The organism is Microbacterium sp. CFBP 8794 (assembly GCF_014841235.1).
Lineage (GTDB): Bacteria > Actinomycetota > Actinomycetes > Actinomycetales > Microbacteriaceae > Microbacterium.
The window spans coordinates 321,443-335,748 of sequence record NZ_JACYTT010000003.1 but is presented as its reverse complement, the minus strand read 5'-3'; the positions used below and the strand labels follow the sequence as shown (position 1 = coordinate 335,748).

Here is a 14,306-nt window from a genome sequence, read left to right as displayed (position 1 = left end):
CGGTCGGGTCGCTCAGCCGTCCGACGCGGGGCTCTTCGCACGAGACGGCTGCACGCGCGGCGGCTCCCCCGGCATCTTGGGGAACTCCGGCGGGAACGGCAGTTCGCCGAGGCCGTCGTCGAGGTCGCGCTGCCACCACTCCAGAAGCGTATCGATGCGCCCGGGCTTCTCGGCGAACCCGGCCCACGGATCGCCGACCGATGCCAACCGCTCCGGAATGCTGCGCACGGTGAACGCGAGCGGGTCGAGGCCGTCGAGCTCGTTCCACTCGACCGGCGTGGACACGGTGGCCGTCGGCAGGGCACGGGGCGAATAGGCGCCCGCCATCGTGCGGTCGCGGTTGGCCTGGTTGAAGTCGACGAAGATGCGTTCGCCGCGCTCCTCTTTCCACCAGCTGGTGGTCACGGCATCCGGCATCCGACGCTCGAGTTCCCGGGCCGCGGCGATGACCGCGTGTCGCACGTCGAGGAACTCGTGCGTGGGCTCGATCGGGCAGAACACGTGCAGACCCCGGTTGCCGCTCGTCTTGATCCACGCCTCGAGCCCCGCCTCGCGCAGCACAGTGCGCAGCTCGTGCGCGGCGACGACCGCTTCGGCGATCCCCGTCCCCGGCTGCGGGTCGAGGTCGATGCGCAGTTCGACGGGATGGTCGGCGTCGCTCGCGAGCGAGGCCCACGGATGGAACACGATCGTGTTCATCTGCGCCGCCCAGACGGCCGAGCCGATCTCACCGAGGAAGAGCTGCGGATGCCGCCGCCCGCTGTTGTAGGTCACCGTCACGGCCTCGACGAACGCCGGCGCCCCCTTGGGCGGGTTCTTCGAGAAGAACGCCTCGCCCCCGACGCCCTCGGGAAAGCGTTCGAGCGACACCGGCCGATGCCCGTTCGCCGCGATGAAGGGGTCGGCGACGGCGATGAGGTACTCGGCGAGTTCCCGCTTGGTGATGCCCACCTCGGGCCAGAGCACGCGATCAGGGTTCGAGATGCCGATCTCGCGGTCGCCCTCGGGACCCGGCACGGTCAGCGTGATGCGGGGGGATGCCATGCCCCGACGTTAGTGCGCCGGAGCCGTCGGCGTCTCCCCGTTGCGCTCAGCGTGAGGTGCCCGTGTCCAGCCCGGGGTCCCGGCATCCGGCCTGCGTTTACGCTCGGACCATGACTTCCGCCGCCGCCCGTAAAGCCCTCGACATCGCCGACTGGCGCCGCCGCGTATTCGCTCTGTACGACGCCGTGCGGCAAGCCGCAGACCCCGAAGAGGCGCACGAGCTCTGGCGCATCGAGCGCGACGCGCTGCTGGCCGATCACCCGGCCACTCCCCTGCTGCCGGAGCAGCGCGAGGGCTTCGTCGGCCTGCCGATCGCCCCGTACGACGCCGCCTGGCGGTTCGAGGTGCCGCTGCTCGACGCCGACGAGGCGTCGTTCGTCGCCACCACCGGCACCGACGGCGAGGTCGAGTTCGAGCGCATCGGCCGCGTCGAACTGCCCGACACCGGTTCTCTCGACGTGTGGCGGCTGACCTCGTACGCCGGCGGACTGTTCATCCCCGTCCGCGACGGCGCCGCCGGACGCCCGGGCGGCACGTACGGCGGCGGGCGCTATTTGCTCGACACCGTCAAGGGCGCCGATCTCGGCCAGGGCTCCGCGCCCGACAGCCTGGTCATCGACTTCAACTTCGCGTACAACCCCTCATGCGCCTACGACCCGATGTGGGCTTGCCCCCTGGCCCCGGCAGGCAACGTGCTCCCGGTCGCCGTGCCGGTGGGCGAGCTGTACGGGGTCTGACCCGCGGGCGCGTTCCCCGGTGTCCCTGCACGGGCTCACCCTCGGGCATCGCGGGACGGATGCCAAAGCCCGGCGCCGCTGAAGTGATAGGCGGTCCACTGCACCAGGGAACCCAGACAGCAACGACGACGGGCCGCCCTCCGAGAAGGAAGCGGCCCGCCGTGGTCGAGAGGTCAGGAGGTCGGCGCGGTGTCTTCCGCCGCCAGGGCGATCACGGGAGCGAGTTCATCGCGCGTGAGGCGGATCCAGGGGCCGGCCGGGTCGATCAGCACGCCGGTGAGCTCCGCGTCGCCGGCGAGGGCCTTCGCCAGCTGCAGCGGCTTGACCGGCAGGGGCTGGTCGCCGCGGCCGAGCGCGAGCAGCTCGAGCGGGTGCGTGAACACCTCGAGATAGCGCTCGCCACCGGCCGAACGCGACTCGGCGACGCCGACGGGTCCGCCCTCTTCGGTCTGGGCGACGGCGATCCACATCGGCGCCTCGGCCACCATGGCGTCGACGATCGTGGATGCCGTGGTCTCATCGCGCGTCTCGCACAGGGCCGTCTTGATCCGCAGTTCGGGGTCGACCTCGGCGACCATGCGCTCGAGCAGTGCCTTGGGCAGCACGGCGCGATTGTCGCCCGAGGCGGGGTCGAGCACGATGCCGGCGTACGAGCCGCCGAGCACGTGCTGCAGCAGCGCCATCACGGGCTGGCCCATCGCCGAGGTGTCGTGGTCGCCGTCGGCTTCGACGCTCGCGCGCAGGGCCATGCCGCCGCTGTAGGCGAGCACGAGCTGCTCGTCGCCGCGATTGGCGACGGCCAGCGGAAGGTCTTTGCCCTCGGCGAGCAGGGCGCGCGCGTCACCCTTCACCCGCAGGAAGACGTGCCCCTGCAGCAGCTGACGGGCGACGTTGAGCAGCTGCGCGGGCTCGGGCTGGTCCTTGATCTCGGCGAGGGCGATCCCCAGCAGAGCGTTGTCGCGCAGACCCTGCACCGTCTCGGGAGCCTCGGGGGCTTCCATCGGTCCGGGCTGGCGGGCCGACGGTCGCGCCGAGAGAGGAGGCGCCGAAGGGTTTTCGGGACCGGCACCCACACCACGGAACGAAGACATCGAAATGCCGACCGTGGGGGCGGCGGGGGCCTGCTCGGGGGCGGGGGCGGCGTCGCTCGGACCGGCGGGATCGACGGGCTGCTCGCCCGGTTCGATGGTGCTGTCGGGCCGGTCGGCCGATGCGTCGTCGGAATCGGGCTTGTTGCGGCGCGAGAAGAGGGCCATTGTTCCAGCCTATCCGGGCGGTCCCTGTCGCGGGCCCGGCCGGCCCGACCGCGACCTCGCCCCGTCGTGGTCTGAGATGGCGCGGCGTGGTCCGACGCCGCGCCGGTTCACACCTTCGCGATCGGCGCGATCTTCACCAGCAGCTTCTTCGGTCCCACCGTGTCGAAGCGCACGTGCGCCACGCGCTTCGCACCCTCGCCGGTGACGGCGTCGACACGCCCCTCGCCGAAGTCGTCGTGACGGATGCGATCTCCCGCGGCCAGCACCAGGTCGCCGTTGTCGCGCACCTTCGCCGGAATGCGGTTGGGGAACTTGCTCGGGTCGGCCGGCGCACGCTTGGGCAGCGGTACGAGGTCGTCGCCGTAGCGGTTGCCGCCCGAGCCGCCCTGACCGGCCCATCGGCCGCCGCGGGCGTTGAGCGCGCGCGACTGCGAGCCACCTCGACCGTTGACGTCGCCCGGCGACTGACGCCAGTCGATGAGGTCGGCCGGGATCTCTTGCAGGAACCGGCTCGGCATGGCCACGGTGACCTCGCCGAACTGGGCGCGGGTCATCGCGAGCGAGACGTGCAGGCGCTTGCGGGCGCGGGTGATGCCGACGTAGAAGAGGCGGCGTTCCTCTTGCGGACCGCCCGGCTCGTTGGCCGAGATGCGGTGCGGCAACAGGTCTTCTTCGACGCCGGTGAGGAACACCGCGTCGTACTCGAGGCCCTTCGCGGTGTGCAGGGTCATGAGCGAGACCGAGCCCGACGCGTCGTCGAGGTCATCGGCATCCGCCACCAGAGTGACCTCGGTGAGGAAGTCGATGATCGTGCCCTCGGGGTTGTTGCGGGCGAACTCGCGCGTCACCGCGACGAGCTCGTCGAGGTTCTCGAGGCGCGCTTCGTCTTGCGGGTCGCGGCTGGCGCGCAGGGCGTCGAAGTAGCCGCTCTTGTTGAGGAGCAGCGTGAGTCCCTCGGTGACCGACGTGGAGGGGGCGAGCTCTCCCGATGCCGGCAGCATGATCGCCGTGGCCTCGGTGAGCACCGCATCGAGCTGGTCGATGGCCTTCTGCAGCTTGGGTCCGACGCCGATCTGCGGCGAGTTGGCCAGCGCATCGCGGAAGGTGATGCCGTGCTCGGCGGCATAGCGGGCGATCGCGGTCTCGGTGACATCTCCGATGCCGCGGCGCGGACGGTTGAGGATTCGGCGCACGGCCATGCCGTCGGCGGGGTTGGCGACGGCGACGAGGTACGCGAGGGCGTCCTTGATCTCGGCGCGCTCGTAGAACTTGGTGCCGCCCATGATCTTGTACGGCACGGCTGAGCGGATGAAGATCTCTTCCAGCGCACGCGACTGCGAGTTGGTGCGGTAGAACACCGCGACACCGGAGTAGTCGACGCCCTTCTTGTGCAGGGACTCGATCTCGTCGGCGACGAACTGCGCCTCGTCGTGCTGCGAGTACCCGGTGAAGCCGATGATGGGATCGCCCGCGCCGACGTCGGTCCAGAGTTTCTTCTCTTTGCGGTCGAAGTTGTTCGAGATGACCGCGTTGGCCGCCGACAGGATGTTCTGCGTCGAGCGATAGTTCTGCTCGAGCAACACCACCTTGGCGCCCGGGTAGTCGCGCTCGAACTCGCTGATGTTGCGGATGTCGGCGCCGCGGAAGGCGTAGATCGACTGATCGGAGTCACCGACGACGGTGAGGGACGCCGCATCTTCGCCGACGGGTTCGGCCTCGAAGATCATCATTCCGCCGCCGGCCGACATCGGCTCGGCGTCGGATCCCGGGGGCCGCGTCAGTTCGTGGATGAGGGCGTACTGCGCGTGGTTGGTGTCTTGGTACTCGTCGACCAGGATGTGCCGGAACCGCTTGCGGTACACGTCGGCGACCTGCGGGAAGGCGCGGAAGAGGTAGACCGTCTGCGCGATGAGGTCGTCGAAGTCGAAGGCGTTGGACCGCAGCAGTTCGCGCTGGTACGAGCCGAAGATCTCGACGAAGACGCGCTCGGCCGGGTCGCTCATGTTGGCCGAGCGGGCGTACGACTCGGCGTCGGCGAGCTCATTCTTGAGCTTCGAGATACGGCTCTGCGTACCCGCGGGAGTCAGACCGAACGAGTCGCCTTCGTGCTCTTTGACCAGTCGCTTGATGAGAGCGCGCGAGTCGCCCGAGTCGTAGATGGTGAAGGCCTTGGTGAAGCCGAACTGCTCGGCCTCGCGCCGCAGGATGCGCACGCAGGCCGAGTGGAACGTCGAGATCCACATGCCGTCGGACTTCTGCCCGATGAGCTGGTGCACGCGCTCGCGCATCTCGCCCGCAGCCTTGTTCGTGAACGTGATGGCGAGGATCTGGCTCGGATACGCCTCGCGCGTGCGCAGCAGCGAGGCGATGCGCCGGGTGAGCACGCTGGTCTTGCCCGATCCGGCGCCGGCGACGATGAGCAGCGCCTGACCCCGGTAGGTGACGGCATCGCGCTGGGGACCGTTGAGTCCCTCGAGCAGGTCGGCGTCGGGGCGGGCGTCCGACGGCGCGGACCCGCCGACGATGAGGGGCGTGGTGGAGGCGTCGGTCATGGCGGGTCAAGTCTAGGCGGGGCCTCCGACATCGGCCCTCCGCGCTGGCCGCGGGGCTCCCGCGATGTCGCGAGCCCCCGCCCCGGCGAAACGTTACGCCCGCGCCTCGCCCGCCGCCCCCGACGACAGCAGCGACTGCGCGCGCGAGTAGTGCTCGGCATCCACCGTCACGTCCCACCGCTCGGCTTCGAGTCCCTGCACCGACGAGAAGTCGCGGCGGCCGCCGGTGAACGCGTGACCGGCGAAGCCGAACACCGCGCCCCACACGGCGCCGAGAACAAGGCCCCAGACCAGCAGGCCGAGGAATCCTCCGGGGGTGAGCAGCCCCAGCAGCACGCCGATCATCAGGCCGAACCAGGCACCGGAGGCGGCGCCCAGACCCGCCGCGCGTCCGCGGGTCAGGCGGCCGGTCACCTGCTCGACGATGCGCACGCCGTGCCCGACGATCGCGGTGTGCTCGACGGGGAAGCCGGCGTCGGAGAGGCGGTCGACGGCCGCCTGCGCTCCGGTGTAGTCGCTGAAGCTCGAGAGTGTGCGGCGCTCGGGGGTGGCGCGGGTGACGTCGGTCATGGGGGTTCCTCTCCCTCGGATGGGCCTCACGCTAGCCCTCCGCGTCTCGACGGGCGGGGCGCTTGCGCGTCGTCCTGCCCCTGGATAAGCCCGGGGCTGTCAAACCCGGGATGCCACACAGCCCGGCCGGTCATGATGGGGACATGCGCCTCATCCTCAACGTCCTCTGGCTCGTGCTCTCGGGCTTCTGGCTCTTCCTGGGCTACTTCGCCGCGGGGATCGTGCTGTGCATCTTCATCGTCACGATCCCGTGGGGCATCGCGGCGTTCCGGATCGGCCTGTACGCGCTGTGGCCGTTCGGCCGCGAGATCGTCTCCAAGCCCACCGCCGGTGTGGGCTCGTTCCTGGGGAACGTCGTGTGGGTCATCCTCGCCGGGTGGTGGCTGGCGCTGGAGCACGTCGTCACCGGCCTGCTGCTCTGCGTCACGATCATCGGCATCCCGCTCGGGATCGCGAACTTCAAGCTCGTGCCCGTCTCTCTCATGCCCCTCGGCAAAGAGGTGCGCGAGCTCCGTCGCGGGGGTCCGTTCGACCGGTGACCCGGTCCTCGGCCGGCGCGCACGGCGGCTCACCCCGGCGCGTCAGCGCGCGGTGCGCTCGTACACCCGTCGGGGAAGGGCGAGCAGGATGCCGACGAGCGTGACGATCGCCCCGATCACCGCGGTGGTGATGACGAGCTCGACCGGGAAGGCTCCGTCGCGCGCGCCGGCGAAGCGCGCGAGGTCCCAGGGAAGCACGCCGACCTGCTCGTTCCACGACCGCAGCGCAGCGCCCGCTCCCATGAACGCCACCGTGACCGCGGGGACGGCGCACCCCACGCCCATGCCGGCCAGGGCGATGCCGGTCGCGCGACGGCGTCCGAGTTGGGGGCGGAGCGACCATCCGGCGGCGACGAACACCCAGGCGAGTAGGGCGAACGCCCCCGTCAGATAGAGCACCCGCACCGCGGGGATGGTCCACAACCCCGACCAGATGCCCTCGGAGCCCGACAGCGCCACCGCCGTCAGGGCGACGACGCAGCGCAGCACGAGCGCGCCGCCGACGGCCGCGATGATGGGCCACGGCGAGCGCCTGCCGAGCAGCAGCCGCACGACGATCGCGAAGACGAGCCAGCTGGCGATGGCCACGGCCGCGCCCCACAGGCCGTCGCGGGGCGTCTGCACGATGCGGGTCGCCACGAGCAGGCCGCCCGGAATGAGGATCATCAACCACCGGTCGAGCGGCAGCAGTCCGAGGCTGGACTCGCGGGCCCGCCAGGGTCGCGTCGACGCGATCCAGGTCGCACGCGCGGCCGCCGCGCCGGGGCGGCGCACCAGGCTGGTGCGGGCGGCGACCATGCCGATGACGACCCAGACGACCCCGAGCAGCAGCAGACCGCGGCCGAACCATTCGGTCGTCGCGTTCACGACGACGGGAGCGCGGGTGAAGGGATCGACCACGAACGACAGGATGAGGCCGAGCACGAGGAGTACGCCGGCGGTGCTCAGCGCCAGAACGCCTCGCCCCGTCGTCGTCGCCATGCACCTACGTTAGCGGGCACACCCGCGCGCTCCGACCGCGAAGGCCGGGCCACCCGGGCCGCCCCTCGCGACCGCGGCACGCGAGCGCGGCCGGGCGGACCGACGGTCAGGCCCGGTCGTGCAGAGTGACGTGGTATCCGTCGGGATCGGCGAAAGTGAACGTGCGGCCGAAGGGTCCGTCGATGGGGTCCGTGACGATGCGGTGACCGTCGGCGACGAGTGCGTCGTGGATTCGCTGCACCTCGGTGGCGTGCAGCCAGACGGCCGCGCCGATCCCGGGCTGCGCCACACCGGTCAGGTCTGTCCCCGGCGCGAGGTCGCGCAGGGCGAAGGCGATCGGCGTCGTGGTGAAGACCACGGCGTGCGGGGGGCCCGCGGGTGAGCGCTCGAGTCCGAGGTACCGCGCGTAGAAGGCGTGCGAGGCGGCGAGATCGCGCACCTGCAGGGAAAGGAAGTCGGGGCCGGTGACAGGCATGGAATCTCCTTGTGTGTCAGTTATCTGACATCCACTGTATGTCAGAATACTGACATGACGCAAGAGCGCATCGATCTGGACACCTCGATGGGGTACCTGCTCAAAGAGGCGGCGAGCGCGCTGCGCTCCGCGATGGAGGACGTCCTGCGCCCCCTCGGCATGACGATTACCCACTACTCCTGCCTCGAGCTCCTCGCTCAGCGTCCGGGGTTGTCGAACTCCGACCTCGCCCGCGGGGCATTCGTCACGCGGCAGTCGATGAACGTGCTGCTCCAGACGCTGGAGCGCGACGGCATCGTCGAGCGCCCGGATGCCGCCCCCGTCGGCAAGGCGCTCCCGACGCGTCTCACCGCGCGCGGCCTCCGTTCCCTCGAGGCGGCGAGCGCCGCCGTGCGCTCCGTGGAACGTCGCATGCTCAGCGGAATGTCCGACGCCGAGCGGGCCGCCGCCCTGCACGCGCTGCGTTCGATGGCGGCGTCACTGCGCGGTTGATCCCAGTCCGACTCGGGCGCCGCCTCGCACAACGGCGGGGCAGTTCGCCGACACGCCGACACGGTCCGTTCGGACTCGGCGCGTCCTCTTCGTCGTCCGCCGTTGTGCTCCGCGTCCGCCAGCACCCTGAATTGCAGATTGTGTAACAATCAATTCATGTTGCCCGCCCTCGCCGTTCTCGCGGCGGCCCTGTGTTTTTCGACCACGGGTACGGCACAGGCGCTGGCAGGCGTCGACGCCTCCCCCGTCGCGGTCGGTGCCGCGCGGATCGTCGTGGGCGGCGGCATCCTGGGTCTCGTCGCCCTTCTGCGGCGCGCGCCGACTCCCCCGCTGCGGGTGATGCGCGGATCCGTCAGCGGACTCGTCGCACTCGGAGCGATCGGCGTGCTCGCCTACCAACCCCTCTTCTTCCTCGGCACGCGCGAGAACGGCGTCGCCATTGGAACGGTCGTGGCGCTCGGCTCCGCGCCGATCGCAACCGGAATCGTGGATGCCGTGCGCCTGCGTCGCGCCCCCTCGCCGCGCTGGATGCTCGCCACCGCCATCGCCCTCGCCGGTGTCGTGCTGGTGTCGGGAGTCACCGGCGGCTCGATCGCGCTCGCTCCGAGCGGCCTCCTCGCCTCGGCGGGCGCAGGAATGTCGTATGCCCTCTATACGGTGTGCGGCAAGGCGCTGATCGAGAGGGGGTGGGACTCCACCCGCGTTATGGGCACGGTCTTCGGCGTCGCCGCGGTGGCCAGCCTGCCGGTGCTGCTGCTAGCCGGGTCCTCTTGGCTGCTCACTCCTAACGGCCTCGCGCTCGCGCTCTGGCTCGGAGTGGTCACGACGACGATCGCCTACCTGCTGTTCGGCTGGGGGCTCGCACGGCTGACCGCCGTCACGGTCTCGACCCTCACGCTCGCCGAGCCCCTCGCGGCGACGCTGCTCGGGCTGTTCGTGCTGCACGAGCAGCTCACCCCGATGGGAGCCGTCGGCCTCGCGCTCATCGCCGTGGGCCTCGCCGTGGTGTCCGTTCCGTCACGTCGTCGCGAGGAGGTTCCGGATGCCACGGCCCGCGCGTGACGCCTCCGCCCGCGCCGCGGCTGGACACGGTGGTGCCGGGCGGGACACCCGCGTCTCGGCGGCACCCGGCCGCGCCACCGCGGATTCCCCCGGCCCCCGCGCCGCCGACCTCGTCGCCGACGCGGTGCGCTCCGGCATCCTGTCGGGAGATCTCGCCCCCGGAACCCCGCTGCGCGAAGAGGAGCTGAGCGCGACGCACGGCGTCTCGCGCCACACCGCTCGCACCGCACTCACCCGCTTGGCCGGCGAACGCCTCGTCACCGCCGAGCCCTATCGAGGCGTGCGGGTCTCGCTGCTCGACGACGCCGCACTCATCGCGCTGCAGCAGCTGCGCTGCGCCCTCGAGACCGAGGCGTTGCGGATCGTGCGGGATCGCGGCATCCATCCGCCCGACGTCGACGCGGCGCTCGATTCCCTCGCCGACGCCGAGGCCTCGGGCGACTGGCCCGCCACGCTCGACGCGCACGCCCGTGTGCACCTCGCCCTCGTCGATGCCGCGGGCAGCCCGCGGATCGCCGAGGAGTACCGGCGCCTCGACTCCGAGATGCACCTGCTGCTCACCCACGTGCGCCCGGCGTATGCACCGGGGACGCTGACGGCCGAGCATCGCGCCTACGTGCGAGCGGCACTGGACGAGCCCGAGCGGGCCGTGCGCGCGCACCTCGCCCACTCGACGCGAGCGATCATCGACGGGCGGCGCGCGCGCTGACACGGGGTCGAGCGCCACACGGCGACATCTGTCGTCACTTCTCGCAACGCCCGCACCGTGCGTCCGCGGTCGGGGTTAGCGTGAGGGCACATCGCGGCGATCCGGGCGGTCCCGGGCCTCGGCTCATAACCGAAGGCGTGGCGGGTTCGACTCCCGCCGTCGCGTCCACTTCCGCACCACGGGCACGAGAAGGTCGCCACGCGTAGGCTATATCACGGAGGTATACCGTGACAGTGACTTTCGACCACAGCCGAGCGTCGCAGCTGGTGCGAGCCGCTCGCCTCGACCGGGGGATGTCTCAGGCCGATCTGGCGCGAGCCGCGGGTATGAGCCAGCCCAATGTGGCAGCCGTGGAATCCGGGACGAGGAACCCCAGTGCCGACGCCTTCGAGCGCCTCCTCCGCGCCGCCGACTACCGGCCGAGTCTGGCCGTGGAAGAGCATGCCGGGGCGATCGTCGAGGCCGGACTCCGTCACGGGCTCCGTGACATCCGTGTCTTCGGCTCGGTGGCCACGGGAGCGGATCACTTCTCATCGGACATCGACCTGCTCGCCCGCGTCGAGAGCGGGCGCGGCTATTTCGACATCGCCGCGTTCGTGAATGCCGTCGAAAAGCTCACCGGATTCTCCGTCGACGTGATCGTCGACGACGAGCGGCGCCCCGCATTCCTCGACTCGACGCCGATGGCCGCGTTGTGACGGGTTCCGAGCCCGTGCCGGCCAAGCCCTTCACTCGTGCACCCCGCACCGATCGTCCACGGAAAGACGTTTCGCAGGAGAACTTCCTGAACAGCGTCGACGCGATCGACGCGTTCCTCACCCACGCGACGAGCGGTGGAAGGGACGCATTCCAGCGCAACTCTCCCGCGTACGCGTCCGGCTCGATGGCGATCATCCGGGCGGCCGCGCTCTTCGAGACCGACGAGTTCGCCGACTTCCTGGCGACCACCCCGAACGAGGTGTTCACCGCCCTGAAGACGATGCGCAACATCGCCTCGCATTCCGGCTACCGCGCGATGAACGACGAGTTCTTCTGGGTCACTCTGACCACCGAGCTGCCTCCCCATGTGAACCGATGGAGGCTCGCAGCCCAGGCGTCGGCGTCAAGCTGAGCGCCGCCGCCTCGGAAGGCCCGGTGTTCGGAACCCGCGCCCGCGCCGTGACCGGTGCCAGACTGGAGCGATGACCAGCCCCGCACCCCAGGACGTCCTCATCGGCAGCGAGAGCATTCGTCTGAGCGCGTTCCTCAAGTTCGCCGGCATCGTCGATTCCGGCGGAGACGCCAAAGAGGCGATCATCGACGGGTACGTCAAGGTGAACGGCGAAGTCGAACGCCAGCGCGGGCGACAGCTGCAGGTCGGCGATGTCGTGACGTTCGAGGGGCAGTCGCTCCGCGTCCAGCCGTGACGTCACCGCGCCCCCTCTGACACGAGGAAGGCCCGCTCCCCCCGAAGGAGAGGCGGGCCCGACAGGCGAGATCCCGAGCTCGTGACACGGGATGCCGCTTGGCTCAGCGGCGGATCAGTGCTCGTCGTAGTGGTCGGTGTGCATCGAGTGGCGGTGGCCGTCGTGCACGTAGTCGGCGTGGCCGTCGTGCTCGATCTTCTCGTGGCCGCAGTCGTCGCCGTGACGGTGCTCGTCGACGGTGTGCTCGGCCTTCGACTCGTGCTCGTCGTAGTGGTCACCGTGCAGGGCGTGGTGGTGCGTGCCGTGCACGTAGTCGATGTGGTCGCCGTGCTCGATCTTCTGGTGGCCGCAGTCGTCGCCGTGGGCGTGCTCGTCGACGGAGTGCTCGGCGTGGGTTTCGGTGGTGCTCATTGTTCGTTCCCCTGGTCGTTCGGTTCCTGGACGTGGGCGATCGCATCGAGCACGACGTGCGCGACATGCTGGTCGGCGAGGGCGTATCGAATCTCTTTCCCCTCGCGCTCCGAGCTCACCAAGCCCGCCTGGCGCAGTGTCCGCAGGTGTTGCGACACCAACGGCTGCGACAGGCCCGCCTGCTCGGCGAGCACGCTGACCGTGAGCTGTTCGCGGCTCAGGAGCCACACGAGCGCGAGACGCGACTCGTTGCCCAGAACCTTGAACAGTTCCGCGGCTTCGTCGAGTCCCGCGATCTTGTCCACGGCATCCACTCGACCATACACATGCACGAATTGCAATGTGTTCAGGCTATTGGGAGCGATTCTCGTTCGCGTGCCGACGGCACGTCACGGCAGGTCGTCGCGGCCTCCGCTCGACCGACCCTCGCCGAACGCGGCCCGCATCCACGCCGTTTCGGCCGCCGCGCGAATGTCATCGTCGTCGCGTCGCCGTTGGGCGCGGCGCCCGATGCCGAGCCCCGCGCCCACCACCGCGACACCGATGGCGATCCCCACAGCGAGCGCCCCGAGTTCCATGGGGCGATTCTACGAAGGCGTCACCCCTGACGCCCCTTGAAGCGCGGGTTCTGCTTGTTGATCACGAACACCCGACCGCGGCGGCGAACGACCTGCGCACCGGGCTGCTTCTTGAGCGACGCGAGCGAAGCGCGAACTTTCATGGGGATCCTCCTTGTTGATAACTGTTATCACTAACACGGTAGGGTGTCGGGAGCCCCCTGACAAACGAGAGGTGGATGCCATGCACCGCACGATCGCCATCCTCGGCGTCTGCGCACCGGAACGCCGGGCCTACGCCGAACGCACCGCTGTCGCGCTCGATCGCCCGCTGCACCTGCTGCGTTTCGCCGACCTCCGGTCCTCCCACGCCCTTCCCCACCCGCGGTCACGCCCGAGCACCGCGCACGCCGTCGTCGACCTGGGCACCGACGTCGACCTCATCCACGCGATCGCCTCGCGCGGCGGCGCCGAGGTCGAAGCGGTCTGCGTCGTCGACGCCCGACACATGGTGGGCGACCTGCTCGACGAGGCGCCCCTCGTGGCATCCGCTCGTCCCGGCGACACCCGCGCCGACGTCGGTGCACGCGCGCGGCAGGCGGCCTTGGCCCTGGAGCTGGCGACACGCATCGTCTGGATCAACTGGGAGCAGGTGCCCACCGCGGCCCTCTCCGTGCAGATGGCCCTCGCTTCGCACCTGAACCCCACCGCCGTGGTGCGCCTGTCGCGCGATCCGCTCAGCGACCTGCACTCGGAAGCTCCCCGCGACGGCGAGATCCTCGAGCGAGCGGGCTGGGTGCACGCCCTCAACGCCGAGCACGACCCCTACATGCGCGACAACCGCGTCATGACGGTGCGCTACGAGCAGCTGCGGCCGTTCCATCCGGCCCGCCTGTCGGCCGCGCTCGACCGGCTCGACGACGGCGCCGCCGGACGCCTCGTGCGCTCCGCGGGATTCTGTCGCCTGGCCTCACGCCCCGGCATCCTGGCGCGGTGGGAGCACGTCGGCTCGGCGATGTGGCTCGAGCCGATCGGTGCCGACGACGGACTCATGGGCATGGGCCAAGAGATCGCCTTCACCGGCCTCGACCTCTCGGCGCCGAAGCTCGCGCACGTTCTTGACCGGGCCGCTCTCACTGACGACGAGCTCGCCAGCGGCCCCACGGCCTGGGCGCTGTTCGACGACCCGCTGCCGGCCTGGCCCGCGGTGGAGTCGTCGATCCCCGATGCCACCGACTGACGACGACCTGTCAAGCCGGTTCACCGTGGCGGCGGCGTGGGGCAACGTGGCGGCATGAGCACTCCTGAGATCCCCTCCCGCCACTCCGACGACGCCCACGCCGACTCCGCCGCCCCCACCGACGCCGTGACCGACGAGGTGCGCGAAGACGCCGCCGAGTCCGAGGAACACGTCGAACTCGACAACCAGACGGGCGACGCGCTCGACGGCGACGCCCCGGCGGACGACCCCGGGTTCCCTGCCGCCGAGGGTCACGCCTGAACTAGCGGTGATCG

General features: G+C 70.4%; 20 protein-coding genes and 1 tRNA gene. 11 read left to right on the top strand and 10 right to left on the bottom strand.

What is annotated here, in order from left to right; all coding sequences use genetic code 11:
• Positions 1-12: 12 nt before the first annotated feature.
• Positions 13-1,044 carry a non-homologous end-joining DNA ligase gene (ligD, locus tag IFU19_RS09090; RefSeq protein ID WP_192013487.1) on the bottom strand — a complete coding sequence of 344 codons (1,032 nt, stop codon included), beginning with the start codon at positions 1,042-1,044 and terminating at the stop codon, positions 13-15.
• 110 nt (positions 1,045-1,154) lie between these two features.
• On the opposite strand from ligD, the gene IFU19_RS09085 reads away from it, so the two are divergent.
• Positions 1,155-1,781: a DUF1684 domain-containing protein gene (locus IFU19_RS09085; RefSeq protein WP_192013486.1), complete on the top strand. Its 627-nt coding sequence runs from the start codon at positions 1,155-1,157 to the stop codon at positions 1,779-1,781.
• A 173-nt stretch (positions 1,782-1,954) separates the two neighbouring features.
• Here IFU19_RS09085 and IFU19_RS09080 read toward each other — a convergent pair whose 3' ends face one another.
• The 3 genes from IFU19_RS09080 to IFU19_RS09070 all read right to left on the bottom strand — a co-directional run bounded on the left by IFU19_RS09080 (position 1,955) and on the right by IFU19_RS09070 (position 6,159).
• The gene (locus tag IFU19_RS09080) at positions 1,955-3,037 is read right to left on the bottom strand and encodes an SseB family protein (protein WP_192013485.1); all 1,083 of its coding nucleotides are present in this window, start codon (positions 3,035-3,037) and stop codon (positions 1,955-1,957) included.
• A 107-nt stretch (positions 3,038-3,144) separates the two neighbouring features.
• Positions 3,145-5,589, bottom strand: a complete 2,445-nt coding sequence (locus IFU19_RS09075) for an ATP-dependent helicase (protein ID WP_192013484.1) — start codon at positions 5,587-5,589, stop codon at positions 3,145-3,147.
• 93 nt (positions 5,590-5,682) lie between these two features.
• Positions 5,683-6,159, bottom strand: a complete 477-nt coding sequence (locus IFU19_RS09070; protein WP_070408497.1) for a general stress protein — start codon at positions 6,157-6,159, stop codon at positions 5,683-5,685.
• Positions 6,160-6,302: 143 nt separating this feature from the next.
• Here IFU19_RS09070 and IFU19_RS09065 point away from each other — a divergent pair, with 143 nt between their 5' ends.
• The gene (locus tag IFU19_RS09065) at positions 6,303-6,698 is read left to right on the top strand and encodes a YccF domain-containing protein (RefSeq protein WP_055936254.1); all 396 of its coding nucleotides are present in this window, start codon (positions 6,303-6,305) and stop codon (positions 6,696-6,698) included.
• A gap of 42 nt (positions 6,699-6,740) precedes the next feature.
• On the opposite strand, the gene IFU19_RS09060 is transcribed toward IFU19_RS09065, so the two are convergent.
• Together IFU19_RS09060 and IFU19_RS09055 are read right to left on the bottom strand one after the other, a co-directional pair.
• On the bottom strand, positions 6,741-7,679 hold the full coding sequence (locus IFU19_RS09060; RefSeq protein ID WP_192013483.1) for a hypothetical protein: 939 nt from the start codon (positions 7,677-7,679) through the stop codon (positions 6,741-6,743).
• Between the two features lie 106 nt (positions 7,680-7,785).
• Positions 7,786-8,154 (bottom strand): VOC family protein, encoded by a 369-nt coding sequence (locus IFU19_RS09055; protein WP_192013482.1) that lies wholly within the window; start codon positions 8,152-8,154, stop codon positions 7,786-7,788.
• Positions 8,155-8,208: 54 nt separating this feature from the next.
• Here IFU19_RS09055 and IFU19_RS09050 point away from each other — a divergent pair, with 54 nt between their 5' ends.
• The 7 genes from IFU19_RS09050 to IFU19_RS09020 all read left to right on the top strand — a co-directional run bounded on the left by IFU19_RS09050 (position 8,209) and on the right by IFU19_RS09020 (position 11,823).
• Positions 8,209-8,646 carry a MarR family winged helix-turn-helix transcriptional regulator gene (locus tag IFU19_RS09050; RefSeq protein WP_192013481.1) on the top strand — a complete coding sequence of 146 codons (438 nt, stop codon included), beginning with the start codon at positions 8,209-8,211 and terminating at the stop codon, positions 8,644-8,646.
• Between the two features lie 156 nt (positions 8,647-8,802).
• A complete protein-coding gene (locus IFU19_RS09045) occupies positions 8,803-9,708 on the top strand; it encodes a DMT family transporter (protein WP_055834071.1) in 906 nt (301 codons plus the stop codon).
• Complete coding sequence (locus IFU19_RS09040; RefSeq protein WP_192013480.1) at positions 9,689-10,417, top strand: GntR family transcriptional regulator; 729 nt, start codon at positions 9,689-9,691, stop codon at positions 10,415-10,417. The genes IFU19_RS09045 and IFU19_RS09040 overlap by 20 nt, the downstream gene beginning before the upstream one ends.
• A 92-nt stretch (positions 10,418-10,509) precedes the next feature.
• Positions 10,510-10,585 (top strand) — tRNA-Met (locus IFU19_RS09035).
• Positions 10,586-10,650: 65 nt separating this feature from the next.
• The gene (locus IFU19_RS09030) at positions 10,651-11,115 is read left to right on the top strand and encodes a helix-turn-helix domain-containing protein (protein ID WP_197978629.1); all 465 of its coding nucleotides are present in this window, start codon (positions 10,651-10,653) and stop codon (positions 11,113-11,115) included.
• Positions 11,112-11,528: a hypothetical protein gene (locus tag IFU19_RS09025; protein WP_191915801.1), complete on the top strand. Its 417-nt coding sequence runs from the start codon at positions 11,112-11,114 to the stop codon at positions 11,526-11,528. The genes IFU19_RS09030 and IFU19_RS09025 overlap by 4 nt, the downstream gene beginning before the upstream one ends.
• A 70-nt stretch (positions 11,529-11,598) precedes the next feature.
• Positions 11,599-11,823, top strand: a complete 225-nt coding sequence (locus IFU19_RS09020) for an RNA-binding S4 domain-containing protein (protein ID WP_055834045.1) — start codon at positions 11,599-11,601, stop codon at positions 11,821-11,823.
• 114 nt (positions 11,824-11,937) lie between these two features.
• Here IFU19_RS09020 and IFU19_RS09015 read toward each other — a convergent pair whose 3' ends face one another.
• From IFU19_RS09015 to ykgO, 4 genes are all read right to left on the bottom strand, one after another.
• Positions 11,938-12,234 carry a hypothetical protein gene (locus IFU19_RS09015; RefSeq protein WP_192013479.1) on the bottom strand — a complete coding sequence of 99 codons (297 nt, stop codon included), beginning with the start codon at positions 12,232-12,234 and terminating at the stop codon, positions 11,938-11,940.
• Positions 12,231-12,539 carry an ArsR/SmtB family transcription factor gene (locus tag IFU19_RS09010; RefSeq protein ID WP_070408504.1) on the bottom strand — a complete coding sequence of 103 codons (309 nt, stop codon included), beginning with the start codon at positions 12,537-12,539 and terminating at the stop codon, positions 12,231-12,233. The genes IFU19_RS09015 and IFU19_RS09010 overlap by 4 nt, the downstream gene beginning before the upstream one ends.
• An 84-nt stretch (positions 12,540-12,623) precedes the next feature.
• Positions 12,624-12,812, bottom strand: coding sequence for a hypothetical protein (locus tag IFU19_RS09005; RefSeq protein ID WP_192013478.1), 189 nt, complete (start codon positions 12,810-12,812; stop codon positions 12,624-12,626).
• 20 nt (positions 12,813-12,832) lie between these two features.
• Complete coding sequence (gene ykgO, locus IFU19_RS09000) at positions 12,833-12,955, bottom strand: type B 50S ribosomal protein L36 (protein WP_055834032.1); 123 nt, start codon at positions 12,953-12,955, stop codon at positions 12,833-12,835.
• Positions 12,956-13,035: 80 nt separating this feature from the next.
• Between ykgO and IFU19_RS08995 the strand changes: the two genes are divergently transcribed.
• Both IFU19_RS08995 and IFU19_RS08990 read left to right on the top strand, forming a co-directional pair.
• Positions 13,036-14,031: a GTP-binding protein gene (locus IFU19_RS08995; RefSeq protein ID WP_192013477.1), complete on the top strand. Its 996-nt coding sequence runs from the start codon at positions 13,036-13,038 to the stop codon at positions 14,029-14,031.
• 54 nt (positions 14,032-14,085) lie between these two features.
• Positions 14,086-14,292, top strand: coding sequence for a hypothetical protein (locus tag IFU19_RS08990; protein ID WP_191915899.1), 207 nt, complete (start codon positions 14,086-14,088; stop codon positions 14,290-14,292).
• Positions 14,293-14,306 lie beyond the last annotated feature (14 nt).